General features: G+C 44.5%; 18 protein-coding genes. All 18 read left to right on the top strand.

What is annotated here, in order from left to right; genetic code table 11:
• Position 1: 1 nt before the first annotated feature.
• The 18 genes from QE357_RS15675 to QE357_RS15590 all read left to right on the top strand — a co-directional run bounded on the left by QE357_RS15675 (position 2) and on the right by QE357_RS15590 (position 14,586).
• On the top strand, positions 2-217 hold the full coding sequence (locus tag QE357_RS15675) for a hypothetical protein (RefSeq protein WP_309709346.1): 216 nt from the start codon (positions 2-4) through the stop codon (positions 215-217).
• A 68-nt stretch (positions 218-285) separates the two neighbouring features.
• A complete protein-coding gene (locus QE357_RS15670) occupies positions 286-927 on the top strand; it encodes a hypothetical protein (protein ID WP_309709343.1) in 642 nt (213 codons plus the stop codon).
• Positions 908-1,480, top strand: coding sequence for a hypothetical protein (locus QE357_RS15665; RefSeq protein WP_309709340.1), 573 nt, complete (start codon positions 908-910; stop codon positions 1,478-1,480). Before QE357_RS15670 ends, QE357_RS15665 begins: the two co-directional genes overlap by 20 nt.
• Positions 1,477-1,722, top strand: coding sequence for a hypothetical protein (locus QE357_RS15660; protein ID WP_309709337.1), 246 nt, complete (start codon positions 1,477-1,479; stop codon positions 1,720-1,722). Before QE357_RS15665 ends, QE357_RS15660 begins: the two co-directional genes overlap by 4 nt.
• A complete protein-coding gene (locus QE357_RS15655; protein ID WP_309709334.1) occupies positions 1,719-2,297 on the top strand; it encodes a hypothetical protein in 579 nt (192 codons plus the stop codon). The genes QE357_RS15660 and QE357_RS15655 overlap by 4 nt, the downstream gene beginning before the upstream one ends.
• On the top strand, positions 2,284-3,957 hold the full coding sequence (locus tag QE357_RS15650) for a hypothetical protein (protein WP_309709331.1): 1,674 nt from the start codon (positions 2,284-2,286) through the stop codon (positions 3,955-3,957). The genes QE357_RS15655 and QE357_RS15650 overlap by 14 nt, the downstream gene beginning before the upstream one ends.
• A 326-nt stretch (positions 3,958-4,283) precedes the next feature.
• On the top strand, positions 4,284-4,655 hold the full coding sequence (locus QE357_RS15645) for a hypothetical protein (protein ID WP_309709328.1): 372 nt from the start codon (positions 4,284-4,286) through the stop codon (positions 4,653-4,655).
• Positions 4,656-4,662: 7 nt separating this feature from the next.
• The gene (locus QE357_RS15640; RefSeq protein ID WP_309709326.1) at positions 4,663-4,875 is read left to right on the top strand and encodes a hypothetical protein; all 213 of its coding nucleotides are present in this window, start codon (positions 4,663-4,665) and stop codon (positions 4,873-4,875) included.
• Positions 4,876-4,886: 11 nt separating this feature from the next.
• A complete protein-coding gene (locus tag QE357_RS15635; protein ID WP_309709322.1) occupies positions 4,887-5,459 on the top strand; it encodes a JAB domain-containing protein in 573 nt (190 codons plus the stop codon).
• 137 nt (positions 5,460-5,596) lie between these two features.
• Entirely contained in the window at positions 5,597-5,842 is a 246-nt protein-coding gene (locus QE357_RS15630; protein WP_309709319.1) for a hypothetical protein, read from the top strand.
• A gap of 112 nt (positions 5,843-5,954) precedes the next feature.
• On the top strand, positions 5,955-6,329 hold the full coding sequence (locus QE357_RS15625) for a hypothetical protein (protein WP_309709316.1): 375 nt from the start codon (positions 5,955-5,957) through the stop codon (positions 6,327-6,329).
• A gap of 97 nt (positions 6,330-6,426) precedes the next feature.
• A complete protein-coding gene (locus QE357_RS15620; protein ID WP_309709313.1) occupies positions 6,427-6,771 on the top strand; it encodes a hypothetical protein in 345 nt (114 codons plus the stop codon).
• A gap of 6 nt (positions 6,772-6,777) precedes the next feature.
• Positions 6,778-8,181, top strand: coding sequence for a hypothetical protein (locus tag QE357_RS15615; RefSeq protein WP_309709310.1), 1,404 nt, complete (start codon positions 6,778-6,780; stop codon positions 8,179-8,181).
• Positions 8,171-9,133 (top strand): DUF6712 family protein, encoded by a 963-nt coding sequence (locus tag QE357_RS15610; RefSeq protein WP_309709308.1) that lies wholly within the window; start codon positions 8,171-8,173, stop codon positions 9,131-9,133. The genes QE357_RS15615 and QE357_RS15610 overlap by 11 nt, the downstream gene beginning before the upstream one ends.
• Positions 9,134-9,135: 2 nt before the next feature.
• The gene (locus QE357_RS15605; RefSeq protein WP_309709305.1) at positions 9,136-9,996 is read left to right on the top strand and encodes a hypothetical protein; all 861 of its coding nucleotides are present in this window, start codon (positions 9,136-9,138) and stop codon (positions 9,994-9,996) included.
• A complete protein-coding gene (locus QE357_RS15600; protein ID WP_309709302.1) occupies positions 9,993-10,508 on the top strand; it encodes a hypothetical protein in 516 nt (171 codons plus the stop codon). Before QE357_RS15605 ends, QE357_RS15600 begins: the two co-directional genes overlap by 4 nt.
• Positions 10,493-11,014 carry a hypothetical protein gene (locus QE357_RS15595; protein WP_309709298.1) on the top strand — a complete coding sequence of 174 codons (522 nt, stop codon included), beginning with the start codon at positions 10,493-10,495 and terminating at the stop codon, positions 11,012-11,014. Before QE357_RS15600 ends, QE357_RS15595 begins: the two co-directional genes overlap by 16 nt.
• On the top strand, positions 11,011-14,586 hold the full coding sequence (locus tag QE357_RS15590) for a phage tail tape measure protein (RefSeq protein ID WP_309709296.1): 3,576 nt from the start codon (positions 11,011-11,013) through the stop codon (positions 14,584-14,586). Before QE357_RS15595 ends, QE357_RS15590 begins: the two co-directional genes overlap by 4 nt.
• The last annotated feature ends 9 nt before the right edge of the window (positions 14,587-14,595 follow it).

Raw genomic sequence — 14,595 nt, 5'->3', positions numbered from 1 at the left:
CATGGCCAAGAATATTTCACCAGCACTGGAAGGGGAATTCGAAATGGTCGGAATCGAACCTGGTCCGGTGGACGTCTACGGAATTGGTGTGGTTGATTTCAGTAATACCTCGTTGGAGATGGCTCAAAAAGTTTTTAAAGAACGCCTGCCAACGTATCTGCGTCGTGTGAAAAAGACGCAGACTGATCGACCACCAATTAAACCGGACAAAGAATAATTTCCATCGATGTTTAAAGCAAAGGGCTGGGCCGCACTGGCCCAGCCCTTTGCTTTTCTTATGCTCTTATGCAGGATATTAAAAAATGGCTCAATGGAGCTAAAGACTTTCAGCAGGGGAGGCAGCTCTACGATCAGTACGGGGATAGCAATGTGCTCAAAAAACTATTTGCGATCGGTGATACGCTATTAGGTCGCAAGAAAATGGAAACTGCTCTCTTGGAGCTGCTTTCTAATTCGACCCCGGACGTGGTTACGCACGAAGCTCCTTCACTCCAGCTTCGTAAGATCGATGGTGTTCCTGAAGAATTAAAGCCCTACATCGAGAAGCGTAAGAAGCTACATAATCAACGCAGGGAGCTACACGCTCAGCTCCGCATGATGTTGCTGCACCAGATTAAAAAATACACAGATCAGGATCGCTTCGTCATTCAGATGAATATCTACGAAATCGGGCGTGAAATCGATGAAATCTGGCGGATTGAGCGGTATTACGCCGAAACCAAAACACTGCCGGTTCCCAAACCAGCTACCCCTGTTGTCGTGGATCCTGATACTTCGCCGGAAATTATGTACAAGCGTATCCATACCCTTCGCACGTATTTGACTCCCAGCTACCAAAAACGTCTCAAGCCATCTCGAATTGAGGAATACAGAACTGAACTCGAAACTCTGCAACGATACATAGCCGATGATCCGCCTACCGTATGACCAAATCACTTCTTCAGTAACGGCCAGCCTCGAACCTCCGGGGGGAGCTGAAGGTTTGGAAACTGCTATCGATGCGTATGCCGTTTCGCAACATCCTTCTTTACCTGAAATCGCTGGCTTGGTTGACATGGGCAAAGCGGTAAGTTTTTATTCGGATGGCCGCTGGAGTCAGCATGATCTACTCACCTGGCTATTAAAAGTAACCGGGCCAGCCTGCGTTCATATCGTATCCTGGGCAATGACTGAACAGCCCGTTCGGCAGTTACTCAATCTCAAGAATGCTGGTCAGATCACGCACCTGGCTGGTGTTTTCAATCCCCGCGTTGAACATCGTAACCCGAATGCTTATCAACTAGCTACTACCACGTTTGATTCTCTTCAATTCTACGAATCACACTCTAAACTGCTTATTATCGAAAACGACACCTGGGCTCTGGCTGTCGTTAGTAGTCAGAATTTTTCGAATAATCCCCGACTGGAGACAGGGGTAATTATGGGTGACCGTGCAACAGCGATTTTTTACCGTAACCTATTAACGACCAAGATCAAATGACGGAAGAACAGAAAAAGAACGTGGCTTACTATGCCAGTTTACATTATTCTGAAAATGATATAACCTTCCTGACTGGAGTAGAGCGTACCGATCCTGAATTCAAAGATTTAGTACGCATCGAATACCTGCGTAGGGAGGCCAAAGTTCGTGAAAGCATTTTTCGCCTGGCTGAATCGGGGAGTAGCCCTGCCCAGGCAATGGCTTTACGCATTGTCGAAACTAAAAAACTAAGCACAATATGACGGCTGCTAAAAGTTTGCAGGATGCTATCAAACTTACCCTGGAGGGGAAGGATTTTTCCTTGTCTGAACCGCTTAAAAAGAAAGTTGAGCGAGTCCTATTCCTTAAAGATCAGATCGATTCTGGACTCACTCGACGCCGAATGTGTCATATGCTGGTTTCAGACTGGGGAGTAGGCTATTCAACTGCCTATGAGGAATACACCTTCACTATCGAGTTTTTTAACACCGGAACAGCTCTGGACGTGATGGATTTTCATCCCAGGCTATTGCTCGATAACATCTTGGAGGATCGGGAACGCATCATTAATGCGGGCGAATTTCGTGCCTTGCCCAACATTAACAAAGTCCATAAGGAAGTCTTGAAAGACCTCATGCAGAAGCGTCAGGAAATTGACTGGGCTAATGTCCCTATTCCTGTCCCTGTTTTCATTTTCGATCCTAAGCTGGTGGGTTCTACCATCTCAGGGGATTTGGAAGTATTTGAGGAAATGAAAGAGAAGTATACCAAAATGATTATTAACCAAAAGGCGATTAATAGCCTGCCTGAAACTCCTTTTGAAGATGTTACAAGCTGATGTTAATGAAGATCTGCATAAGCTGATTCATAGAAATGTACCGCAGTTAATGATGTACATGGTACGTGCGTCGATCAACGTAGCAATCTGGGGACGGGCGACGGGTAAGACTGAAGGCGTTACTTCCGTACTGGCCTTGCACAACGTTGTCACCATGCCTGGCTCCGTGGGTGCAATCGGTTGTACTAGTTATACGCACCTAATTGGTGAGATCATCCCTGAGTTGATTGGTGTCTGGAAAGAAAAGATAGGTCTAAGAGAAGGTGTTCATTTTTGGGTGCGGGAGTTTCCCCCTAAGGAGCTGAATGTACCCCAGGCAAAGCGTCCCCTTCAGGAATGCAATCATGCAATTTTTTTTTGTAACGGATCCGCCATAAAGTTTTTCTCAATTAACCACCAGGCGTTAAAGAATGGTGACTCGATTGACTGGATGATCGTGGAAGAAGCCCGTTTGGCTAAATATGCTAAACTGAAAGAAATGTTTCTGTGTCTCCGGGGGAACAAACAGTTTTTTGGACATCTGCCCCAGCACGGTAGTTTAACGCTCGTTACCGATATGCCCAGGACTCCAGAAGATGCCTGGATTATGGAATACCGTAAGCAAATGAATGATGTGCAGGTACAGTACATTTTAGAGTTGGAACAGCAAATTTCTTTACGATACTGGAAGTTACAGAAGACCCGAACGCAATCTGCCCGTGAACGTCTGGAGAAAGAAATGCAACAGTTTAAAGCTGAAGCTGACAAGGTGCGTAAAGATACTGTATATGTGTCTTTTGCGTCTACGCTAGACAATATGCACGCCCTGGGAGATCAGACAATCAAAATGTTTATTCGTAGTTCTACTAGTCGTCTGGATTCCGAGCTTTCGATTCTAAACCGCATTCAGGAACGGGTGAAGAACTGTTTTTATCCTTCTCTATCACAAACAAAACAAGGTAGAGACGCAGTGAATTATACGTATGTCTCCAAGCTAAGGGGGGACGTGAAGAAAGATAGCCGCTGGCAGTCTGATATAGATTTGACTCTGCCCCTTGAAATAAGCCTTGACTATAACGCTATCTTCAGCTCTATGCTAATAGGACAGTTCCATGACCATGAGAACCGCCTGCACTTCTGTAAGAACCTGTACGTAAATCACCCTGATCGTCTGAGTAAGTTAGTACATAACTTTTGTGATTACTTTGAACATCACCCAACTAAGGAAGTGATTTATTACTTTGACCATACCGCTACAGGGGAAGATGCTGAGAAACGACGTGAAGAAGGAGAGACGTTTGACCAAATCGTTATTAAGGTCTTGGAAGAAAGGGGATGGCTCGTAACACCTGTCTACACGGGCCAGCCATGGGGCCATAAGACTCGCTATGAAGAGATAGCAAAGATTATGGAAGGGGATCAAGATGCTCAGTACACTTTCACTTTTAATATAGAAGAGTGCCGCGAATGGATGGAAGCTTGTCAGGATGCTATGGCAATAAGGAAGACGACGGAGCGAGGGGGAACGGTCACGGCTAAGGATAAAACTAGTGAGCGTCCAAACTCCCCAGTTGCCCCAGTCAAGGCAACCCACTTGACCGAGGCCGGAGACGGTCTTTACTATGGTCGTGCCTGCTATGGCCCTGCCGTGTCTACATTCCTGCCCGGATTAGGTGATTAGTCTATAAGTTGCATAGGTTTTTAAAGCTCGACCTACTGACAGTCAGTAGGTCGAGCTTTTTTATAAAGCCGCGACCCCTCAGATGTCACGCCGGCCACCCTATGCAACTGCATTTACTACTCAGGGCGTGCCACGCAGTGAGGCTTGCAGCCAGCTTCGCTCCGCCGAAAAAATAATATTGTTAAAGTACTGATAATCAGATACTTATAAACTGTAAAATATGGAAAATAATACTCCAAAATTTTGGAGTATTAGAATAAAATCCCTATATTTGAATAGATAATCAAGGTGATTATCAGCAAGTTAAACCATAATAAACGACCAAAATGCAAAACGCAAACAACACCCAAAAACCAACCGAAAAGGCCCAAACTCCTGCCGTTTCTGAGAAAATTGTTACTGTTCAGGCCGAAGAAGTACCCGCCAAACGCGATTTTGCTACCGTAGTAGATCGGGTTAAAAACCTGTCTGGTATGATTGCTAACCGTGACGCTTTTAAAATTAAACTTGAAAACGTTGAGAAATTCAGACGTGAAGCCGAAGCCGAACAAATTTCCTGTACTGTTTTAATCAGTCCCCATAATTTTATTGAGCTAATGAGTAAAGATGATATACTCGAATTTTTAGATAAGCAGATTGTAAAAGGTCGCTTACATCTTGCCAAACTCGAAGCCGAAATTTTAGAAATCAAATTCTAGTGCAAGTATGAAGAATATCATTTGCACAGGCCGGGAAGAAGGCGAAGCATTCGAGGCAATAGACAAAGAAATAAATGAAGAAACTGCCCGGAAAGTTGCCGCCGTACCCGGAGCCGAACATTTCGGAGTTTGGACCGCTGTTTTTATTAATGGGGAATTTCTTTTGTTAAGTAATTATGAGCTTGATGAACAAATGAAAAAAGCCCTTAGAGAAGCCTAACAAAAAACCCGGTGCTACTAAAAGCACCGGGTCAAGTTAAACCGAGTAAACGACCAAGTAAACCCGATTCAGATCACAAAGAAATGCTAACACATCCAGAGTTCCAAGCCCTTTTTAATTTTGAACCTGTCGCTCCGAGTATCGAGGTTGCAGAATTGAAAGTAAGTTATACCCCAAGTCCCAAGCAGTTTGAAACCCCGGTTATAACTACCTCTCACCATATCTTTAAACTCTGCCAAATCTATTTTAATCAGGAGGAAATAGCCTACCGTGAATCATTTTACGCCTTTTTTCTCAATCGGGCGAATCGTTGTTTCGCTTATTGCATGATTTCTCAGGGTGGAACCCATGGAACAGTTGCAGACCCTAAATTGATTTTTCAGGCCGCACTTTTGGCTAACGCCAGTAACATTGTTCTTGCTCATAACCACCCATCAGGGAGCTTGAAACCAAGTCTAGCCGATAAAATGCTGACTACTAGACTGATAGACGGGGGTAAACTTTTGGAAATTCCAGTATTAGATCATCTCATTATTACGCCCGATGACAAGTACTTTTCCTTTGCTGATGAAGGGTATTTGTAGATTCTTTTAGGTGAGTTCCTTTCTAGGGACTCCCTTTTTTTCGCTTCACCCGGCGTTTTCACCCACCCGAAAAAGGTGGGATCAATCGCCGGGGTTGCCATTCACAAAAAATCCATCACGCGAAATCGCACCTGTTTATGAAAAATTCGAAAGTAATACCCTACCATTTACTCCAGCTCCGGGAATGGCTTCAGGAACGTACCATTCTCCGTGAGAAAAATTTGATCTCTGTTTCGGCTATCGAAGCTGAAGCCGGAATGCCAAAATATTCTTTACATGACTTCATTACCGGTAAGAAGTCGAATATTGAAGAGTATGTGCCAAAACTTATAGAGGTACTTTTTTTGCTAGGCTATCAGGTCGATACAGAGAAGGGTTCCTAGCTCTGTAAAGTGGTATAAAATAATTGTAAAAATATTTGGTAGATCAAAATAAAAGAAAGAGTATGAGTCGATAATCTAATCTTACCGAATTACTAACACTTCTAAGTAAATCATGGAAAAAGTTATAGTTAACAACCGCGAAATTTTTGTCAAGTTCGATTATGAGGGTAAAGATTCAGATGAGAACCCTTCGGAATGCCCTGCTTTTCAAGCCAATGGAGAAAATCTGGATTATATCGGAACTTACAATGAAATAACGAAACAGTTGACGCTTGAAAACCCAGAGCAAAAAAGGTCTGAAATTCATAATACAGATCGGGGGGGTAAAATTGCTCCAGGTGTGGTACTAGAAATTACTGCCAATAGTGAGAAGGAAGCAATAACGTTGGTAGAAATATATTTAGACGCTAATATTTCAAGTCTCCGTTGGAACCCTCAGATTCCTGAAAAAAATGGAGTCTATTACTTCACCTTAGCAGAGCAATAAACAACTGATCTAACAGTCAATGTTAGTAAAAGACAGCCCTGGCTTATAGCCAGGGCTGTCTTTTTTTGGCTTTTAAGGGTGGAATAGCTTCGTTGCTATGAACCCACTACCGCAAATTTCAGTCCAGCAAATGCTGGAAAAAATGGACGCCTTTGATGCTGCTGGCGAAGCAATTCCCTTCAGCATCGTCTATAGTTCATTTTCCCTGAAGCGTAAGTCTGGAGGCAAACCTATTTCTATCCGCCGTGCGATCCTGTATAAAAACCTGTCAATCGTACCTCAGATTTTTCGCAAAGACTTCATTCCCAGTAGCCGTCTAGAGATTCCTAATAAGAAACTTCGCTCGGAAGTCAAACGGCTCTACTGTCTCGATACCCGCAAAATTTACCCCTGTTATTTCCGCTTTGTCTGCCTGTTTAATGGGCAGGAAGTAACCTATTAACCCACCATGAACACGTACCAAAAAGTCGGCTCTGCCGAAATTCACATCACCAGTGGCACTTCTCAGTACGCTTTTGTGATGAGTACCCCGGCCCGGGATCTGATGACCCGGCCCGCAACCAACCGCGTCAAAAAAGAAATGGCCTCCGGCGATATTTATCCCTGGGGAACCTCAAATACCTGGCCACAACTTCTGCAAAAAATCATCGGCAAGAATACCCGCCTCAAAGCAGGTCTAGGCTTTACGGCTGCTCAGTTGCTAGGGGGTGGTATCCAGGCAATTTCTTCGAAAATGGGAACGGATGGTGAGCCGGAAGCATGGAAAGTTTTTTGCCGCAAAGGATCTTTCGCCCGGCAATACGAAGGCTTGGCCGCCCGCGATCTAAAAACCTTCTATCTCTCTTTTGTCTCGGTCGTTCTCAATGAAAAAGGAGATCGAATTTCTTACGTAAAAACACAGCCCACCCCCTTTTGTCGCTTCTCAAAACCCAATGAGAAAGGTATTTCCGAGTTTGTTTATGTGTGTGCATCCTGGGATGAAGTATCCTCTGAAAACGATGAACGGGTTTCTAAAATACGCATCATCCCTAACTATTACTCACCTGCCGACGCCTTACGGGGGTTCTCTGAACAGTACGAAGAACGCGAGTTTATATACGTTCTTCGGATTCCTACCGATGAATCAATCTATCCCGTTCCTGACTACTATTCCGTAATTGATCACGGATGGGTTGATGTATCAAACGACGTACCTGAGTCTAAAAAATGGCTGTTTAAGAATCTGACACACGTGAATTATGTGATATATATCGCATCGTGGTACTGGCGTAAACGCTATCCAGACTGGATAACGCTGGAGCGTTCTCAAAAACCTGAAGACATAGCTATCCTTCGACAACGCCGTCAGGATGAAGTAAAAAAAATTAATGATTATCTCACTAAGAAGGAAAACAACGGAAAGCTGATCGTAGCCGACCTGTTTGCTGATTACGACCGGGGAATTCTCGACAAAGACGCGGATTATCGGAAGGCTTTCACCCTTGAAGCCGTTCCCCAGGCAAAGCTGGAGGGCAATTTTCTTCCCGATCAACAGGAAGCAGACAACCAAATTTCCTTTGCCATCGGGCTTGATCCGTCTACACTGGGAGCTGCACCGGGCCAGAGCCGACAAGGGGGATCAGACAAACGCGAATCCTTCAATATATCCCAGGTAATCAATTACATCTTCGAGCAGATACTCCTTGAGGTTCCTTATCTCATTGCAGAATACAACCATATGCCTGACGATATCGCCTTTGAAATACGCCGGGTAACCATGCAAACCCAGGATAAAATCAATCCTGAGGATCGCCAGACTGCTTTTGCCGAAAAAAAGACTACCCCAAAGAATCCTAAGAAAGATGTTAATTGATACAATCGAATTATTCGAAGAATACATCCCTTTATCGCAAGGGTTTACAAAAATTGATCGTCTGAGAAGCTATCTCCGACAGGCTCAACAGGATTATCTATACCGATTCGTCGGTAAAAAAATGGTGCTGGATATTCAGGCCAATCCCGACGCATTTGATGCTGATCTGGTGGATTGCCTGCGTCGTTCATTGGCTCATTTCGCCTTTTATCTGTATGCTCCGTTCGGTAATATACAGTTTACTGACGCAGGTTGGCTTCAGGCAAAAACAGAAACGCAGCAGGGAGCTACTTCATCCGCTATTGAGGAAGCTCAATTACGGCTTATTCAGGTTGGTTATTCTGAACTAGAAAAAGTTCTTCGCATACTCGATGCTGGTAGTAACGAAGCTAAATATGAAGCGTTCCGGCAATCAGAAGCGTATACACAGTTAAGTACCTGCCTGTTTCGTGACCTGGCTACATACGCCAGCTACGAGCCGTCTGTTCGTTCCCTGCGGTTATTTTCTCTGCTGAAAGCTAGTCTTATGGATGTACAGCAGACCTATATCCAGCAAACTATCACAGAAAGTTTGCTTAACCGCCTACTTGCCAACCCATTAGACCTGAAGACAAAAATTCTGTTGAAAAATGGATTAGGTAAAGCCCTGGCAAAGCTGGCCCTTTCAGATGCTCTTCCATCGCTGGCAATGTCTATCGGAGAATATGATACCATCCTATTGTTCGACAATACCACCGCAGGTACTACTAAGGGTAAAAAATCAGCCCCATCCGGTCAGATTGATGCTTTAGCTGAAACGCTTCATAAGCAGGGAGAAGCCGCATTAACTCAGGCTGTCGCTTTTATCCAGGCCAATCCGATTGACTATCCCGAATATCCCGTTTCACCCACCATCTCAGCTGATTACGGTGTTCAGAATGATCCTAGCTGGGGTTTATACGCTTTTATGTAGCCATGCAAGCTTTATTTATCGAAGGTCGCGAAATACTTATTGCCAGCTCATTAAACGAGTTATCTGCACGTCAGTTACGTCAGTTTGTAGTCTGGCAGGATCATTCTTCCAGAGAAGACAACCTCTGGCAATTACTGTTTATCCTGATGGGTACACAGTCAATCTGGTTTCGTTGGTGGTTGTTTGTGCAGTACCGACTCAAACCTTTTTTGGGTGCAATCGGATTCAATTTGACTGTCCGACAGCTCAATGAGGAACAGATAGAGGATATATTGGAAATACCACTCCAGCTTTTGCGTTCGGAAGCCAGATTAGCCAGGCAAAAACAACCGACCATTTGGGTTCGCCTCTGGGGTATTCTACCTATGCCGCTCCACGGCCCAACTGAACTGCTTACTTCCTGTACATACCGCCAATACCGACGAGCTGAAGTCGCTTTGGCACGCCTTAATCCAAATCCTTTTCACCGTCGAAATTTTTGCAGCTTCGTAGCAACTCTCTATACGCGTCCGCGATGGGCCTCTTTCGCTTCAGAAAAAGCCATTGAAAAGGCTCTGTTTCATATCAGCTATACGCGACTGGAAGCCGTCCGGTTATTCTATTTAGGAAGCAGACACTACATGATTCAGCAACACAAGGAATTGTTTCCCAGCCGTGGTAATCAACCCACTCAGAAAAATCCTACTCCAGCTGAAATCACTGAAGACTATGCAACAATCCGACGCAACCTGGCTATACAGATCGTCAACGAAGAAACCGTCGATGAAAAGGCTCTTTGGGATGTCATGGGCTGGGCTAATTACGAAGCTCGAAAACACCGCGAGGAAAAAGAATACTGGGAAAAGCAAAAACAGAAAAAATGAACGGCCAGAACTACGTCGATTTCTTTGAAGATATCGCCAGAAAAAACAAGAAAATCGCTCATTCCGATACTCGCAAACAGTTCTCAACTTATCAACCCGAGGATATTATGCAGTTAGGTAGATACGAACTGAAGTTGCGTAACTGGTGCATGTGCCTAGAATGGTACACACTCAATCTACGCAAAAACGGATCAGGACAGTTCCGGGATTTATATCCAGGAGGCTTTTTGCTCCTGAAGGTTCCTAGTGATTTGAACAGTATCGATCAGCATCAAAACGAGGCAGAAACGTTGGCTCGTCAGATCTGGGCTCGTATTTACAAAATGCAGTATAACCAGAATGGTTACCTGAAAATTCAAGGTCGTCCATACAAGTTTGATGATACTAATTTCGAAATATACCGGGTGCGTGGATTGACCGAAAATGCGGCTGGTGTGCGGGTGGAATTCACCCTGGCTGGGCAAACTACCTTTTGTGAAGAATACGATCAAGAGCAATGGCTAGACCTTTAAATAGCTCCGACCGCACCCGTCGTCATTCCTACGTACTCGGAGGCTCTGGCTACGGGCGTTTGCTGGATTCTCAAAGGGATTTTCAACAAGAAGATGTAGATCCTCTGGGTCCTGTATTCGACTTGGTGAGTGAATGGGCAAACTATACCAAAGAGCGATTGCTCAAACAGCTGGATCGCAAGAAAATTGGGATTACAGACGAACTCAAACGCTCTATTGATTATAAGATCAGAGTCGAAGGTGACCAAATTACGGCCACCTTCAGCTTTTTACTGTACGGTCGCTTCGTCGATATGGGAGTTTCCAACGGTATTAAGGCCTCTGACCGTAGTGCATATCGGGAAGCTTCTGCCGGAGCAGAAAAAAAGCGAGTGGCGAAAAAATGGTTTAATAAACCCTTTTATGGCCGGGTATACTGGCTGATGGAGGCCATTCCCCTGCAAACTACCGAGCGAATCTTAAACACATTTGCTGGCGTATCCAACCCCCCAATCATACTGGAATGAGCTTAAAAAAAGAAACCGCTGAAGTGGCCGTCGTCGCAAACATGAACGACGCGATTGCTAAGCTCGGATTGATGGAACGAAAAGTCTACGAGCTAAATCAGCGATACAATGAAATGGGCCGTACCACGAAGAAAAATCGTGAAGAAAAAAAGGCTCTTAAAAAAGAATTGGACGAAGCCAGGTTAGCAGCTGATGCTGAGCGTAAAGCAGTAGGAGCCCTGGCTATGTCTAGTAATGCTCTGCGTCGGGAAATCAAGAACGTTGGCAAAGAGATCAGTTCTCTTTCACCAACGATGATTGATTATGAGAAACGATTGGAAGCACTCAAGGCAAAAGAGAAAGAGTATACCGAGGAACTCAAAAGACGTAATACGGTAGTTGAACCCAATAAGTCCTTTTTTCAAAAAATGAAGGGACAGTTCGATAATATCAAAAACCAGATCCCTTCCGCAATCGCTGGAGGCGTGGGGGGAGCTTTGGTAGGCGTAGCCGCGGATATGTTGGGTGGAATGATTAGCAGTATCGAGCAGAAAATTGAAAAGCTGGCTAAACGTTCGGATGAAATGACAGATCTGGCTCAGGCCTTTGGAATGACAACCGAACAGGCAAAGCAGCTTAACAAGGAAGTAGGTGATATCGACAACCGATTAGGGCCTAAGAAAATGAGAGAAATTGCTACGGAGGCTGGGAAACTGGGAATTCCTACTCAGGAAGTAAAAGCCTACACCGAAGCAGTTGGACAAGCCGCTGTCGCTATGGAATCTGATTTTCCCGGTGGAGTGGCCGTTCTTACTCAGGATTTTACAAAAGTAAAGGGCCTTTTTTCTGACACAAAAGAGATGAAATATGCGGACTCAATCTATTCGATTGGATCCGCTATGAAAGCATTAGCTGATGAAGGGACTGCGACGGCTGGTTTTCAGGTTGATTTTTTGAAGCGGATGGGACAGATTCCTGAAACTTTAAGGCCTGGCATTAAAGAATTAATGGGGTATGCTGCTGTAATGGAGGAAGCTGGCTTGACATCAGAAATAGCTTCGTCAGGATTAGCAGACGTCTTAATGGTTGCTGCGACCAAATCTGGTGGTTTTGCGAAACTGTTTAATATGTCAAAAGAGTCCTTTGAAAAGTTTCTCAATACCAAACCCAATGAATTTTTGATTGAGCTGACTAAAAAGCTGGCGAAAATGAGTGGTACGCAAGCGGGTCAAACTCTTGATGAATTAGGGGTATCGTCTAAAGAAACGGTTAAGGCTCTGGGATCTCTTACCAATGATTTGGGAAAACTGGAAACCAAGCAATTATCTGTTAATAAAGCTTTCGGTGATGCGTCAAGACTAACCGAGATTTTCTCAGAAAAAAATGATAACCTGGCTGGAAAGCTGGAGCGTGCAGGTAATGCTCTATCGAAAGCTTTTAATGAATCCTGGATAGCTGACGGCCTGGGAGCAATTGCTGAAGGCTTTTCCGACCTGGTTCTATCCATGGATACGGCGGAAGGACGAATTGAAAAGTTGAACCGTGAAGTGGATTCTCAGACCAAAGTAGTAGGTACTTTAGATAAAGAACTTATTCCTTTGCTTGATAAATACGATCAGATTTCGGCTTCCGATGCTCCAGATAAACAAAAACAGTTAAAGGAACTGACCGCCCAGATTTCTGAAATCATGCCCACGGCTGTGGCCCACTGGGATGCCTACGGTAATGCTTTATCCATTTCAACAGGGAAAGCTCGTGAGCTTATTGAGGCTCAGCGTTTACTTCTTCAGCAGAAAAATAAGGAGCAAATTGATCAAAATCTTAACCTCTTTAATGACTATGCGGCCAGACTGGAGAAAGCTCAGAAGCGTCTCCATGGAATGGAAACGCTCCAGTATGAAAAAGATGGTCAACTTCTTCGTAGTGGTCAGTATCGGCAACGATTGTTACGGGAAGGAATCATTACCGCTCAACAGCTTCAGAAAGGTACTGTAACAGATAAGGATTTAAATAACCTACGTGATGAAATAAAACTTCTGGACCGTCAGAAAGAAGCCTATCGGGATGCCGCCCTGGCCGCTAAAGGCATGACGGAATATGTTGGAAATCGCGGTCGGAAAGGTGGTGTCAAACCCGAAACGGAAGAACCTAAAAAGCCTAAAAATGGTCTGGAAAATTTTGATCCGTCCACACTGGGAGACGATGATAAATCAGCCAAATCAAAGGCAGAGCAACTGGCAAAAGATCGCCTCGATAATGAGGTAAAGGTTCAGCATGACATCGTAATGTTTCGCTTGGAGGCCATCAAGGATGAACGAGAAAAGGAAATTGCTCAAGCTGATTGGAAAAGAGAATTGGAGCGTCAGTCCATGGCTCAACTCGTAAAAGAGAAGAAAATGAGCCAAACTGATTATGACCGATGGCTCAAAGCTTCTGATCAGGCCCTGATTAACGAAATCAATAAGATTGAGGCCAAATTCGATAAGAAGGAAAAGGAAGAAGCTGAAAAAGCCACCAAGAAAGTTGCTGAAGCTGCTCTGGAGGAAACTGTTAAACTTGCTCAGGCTAAACTCGAAGTTGCCAAGGCTGGCGAAGATTTACTGGCTGAATATCGGGCCGAACTCGATGTACTTACCGCTCAGCAGGAACTTGAAAATTTCAAAGCTACTGCCGAGCAAAAGCTGGAGATTGAAAAACGGTATCTCGAACTTCGTAATGCGGCCTATGCGAAGTATCAGGAGAAGCAGGGGAAAGCCGATAAAAAGGACGATAAAGAACAGGATAAAGAGGAAAAAAAATCCCGCGAGCGAATCGCTAAACAGATTGATTTGTATGTCGATTATGCCAATGCCGCTGGGAAATTCAGTTATGATCTTTTTTCAAGTAACCTGGCTCAGCAGGATAAAGACAACCAGATTGCTACTGCCAAACGCCTGAAACAATTAGAAGCTGAATACGAATCCGGTAAACTTTCGAAAGAGCAGTATGAATCTGCTAAAACGAATATCGAACGTGAATCTGCCCGTAGATCAGCAGAAATTAAGCGTAAACAGCTGGCAGCTGAAAAAACCGCCGCTATTTTCTCAGCTACGTTAAACGCTATTTCTGCGGGGTTGAAAGCCTGGGCTCAGGGTGGGGGTATTGGTGGATCTATACTGGCCGGACTTGTTTCCCTGGCTACGTCCGGTCTTATTGCAAAAATGAAAGAAACGCCTGAACCTGAAATTGAACTTGCTGAAGGTGGCCGGGTAGAAGGAAAACGCGGGGATGGAATTATTGCTAAGATAGGAGAAGCGGGTATAGAACAGGTTACTCCAAACTGGCAGATGAATGACCCTGTAACTCGTCCTTACCTGGACTGGCTTCAGATGCGAAATGACCAGGGTTATTCCGGTAATCAGGGCCCGGCAGCTCCTTCAGTGGCCTCTCCTGTTTCTCCAATCGTAATTCAGCAAAGCGATCCTAATTTGACGAAAGCAGTGGATAAGCTTTCTACGAAGCTTGATAACATTCAGGTTAAGTTAAGTACCGATCGATTAGATGAATATTTGGACTGGAAAGATGTCTCCAGACGTGATGCAGAAGCTTTATAATTGTGTATT

Origin of the sequence: Siphonobacter sp. SORGH_AS_0500, from assembly GCF_031453245.1 — a bacterium.
Lineage (GTDB): Bacteria > Bacteroidota > Bacteroidia > Cytophagales > Spirosomataceae > Siphonobacter.
This window is presented reverse-complemented; position numbering and strand designations above follow the sequence as displayed.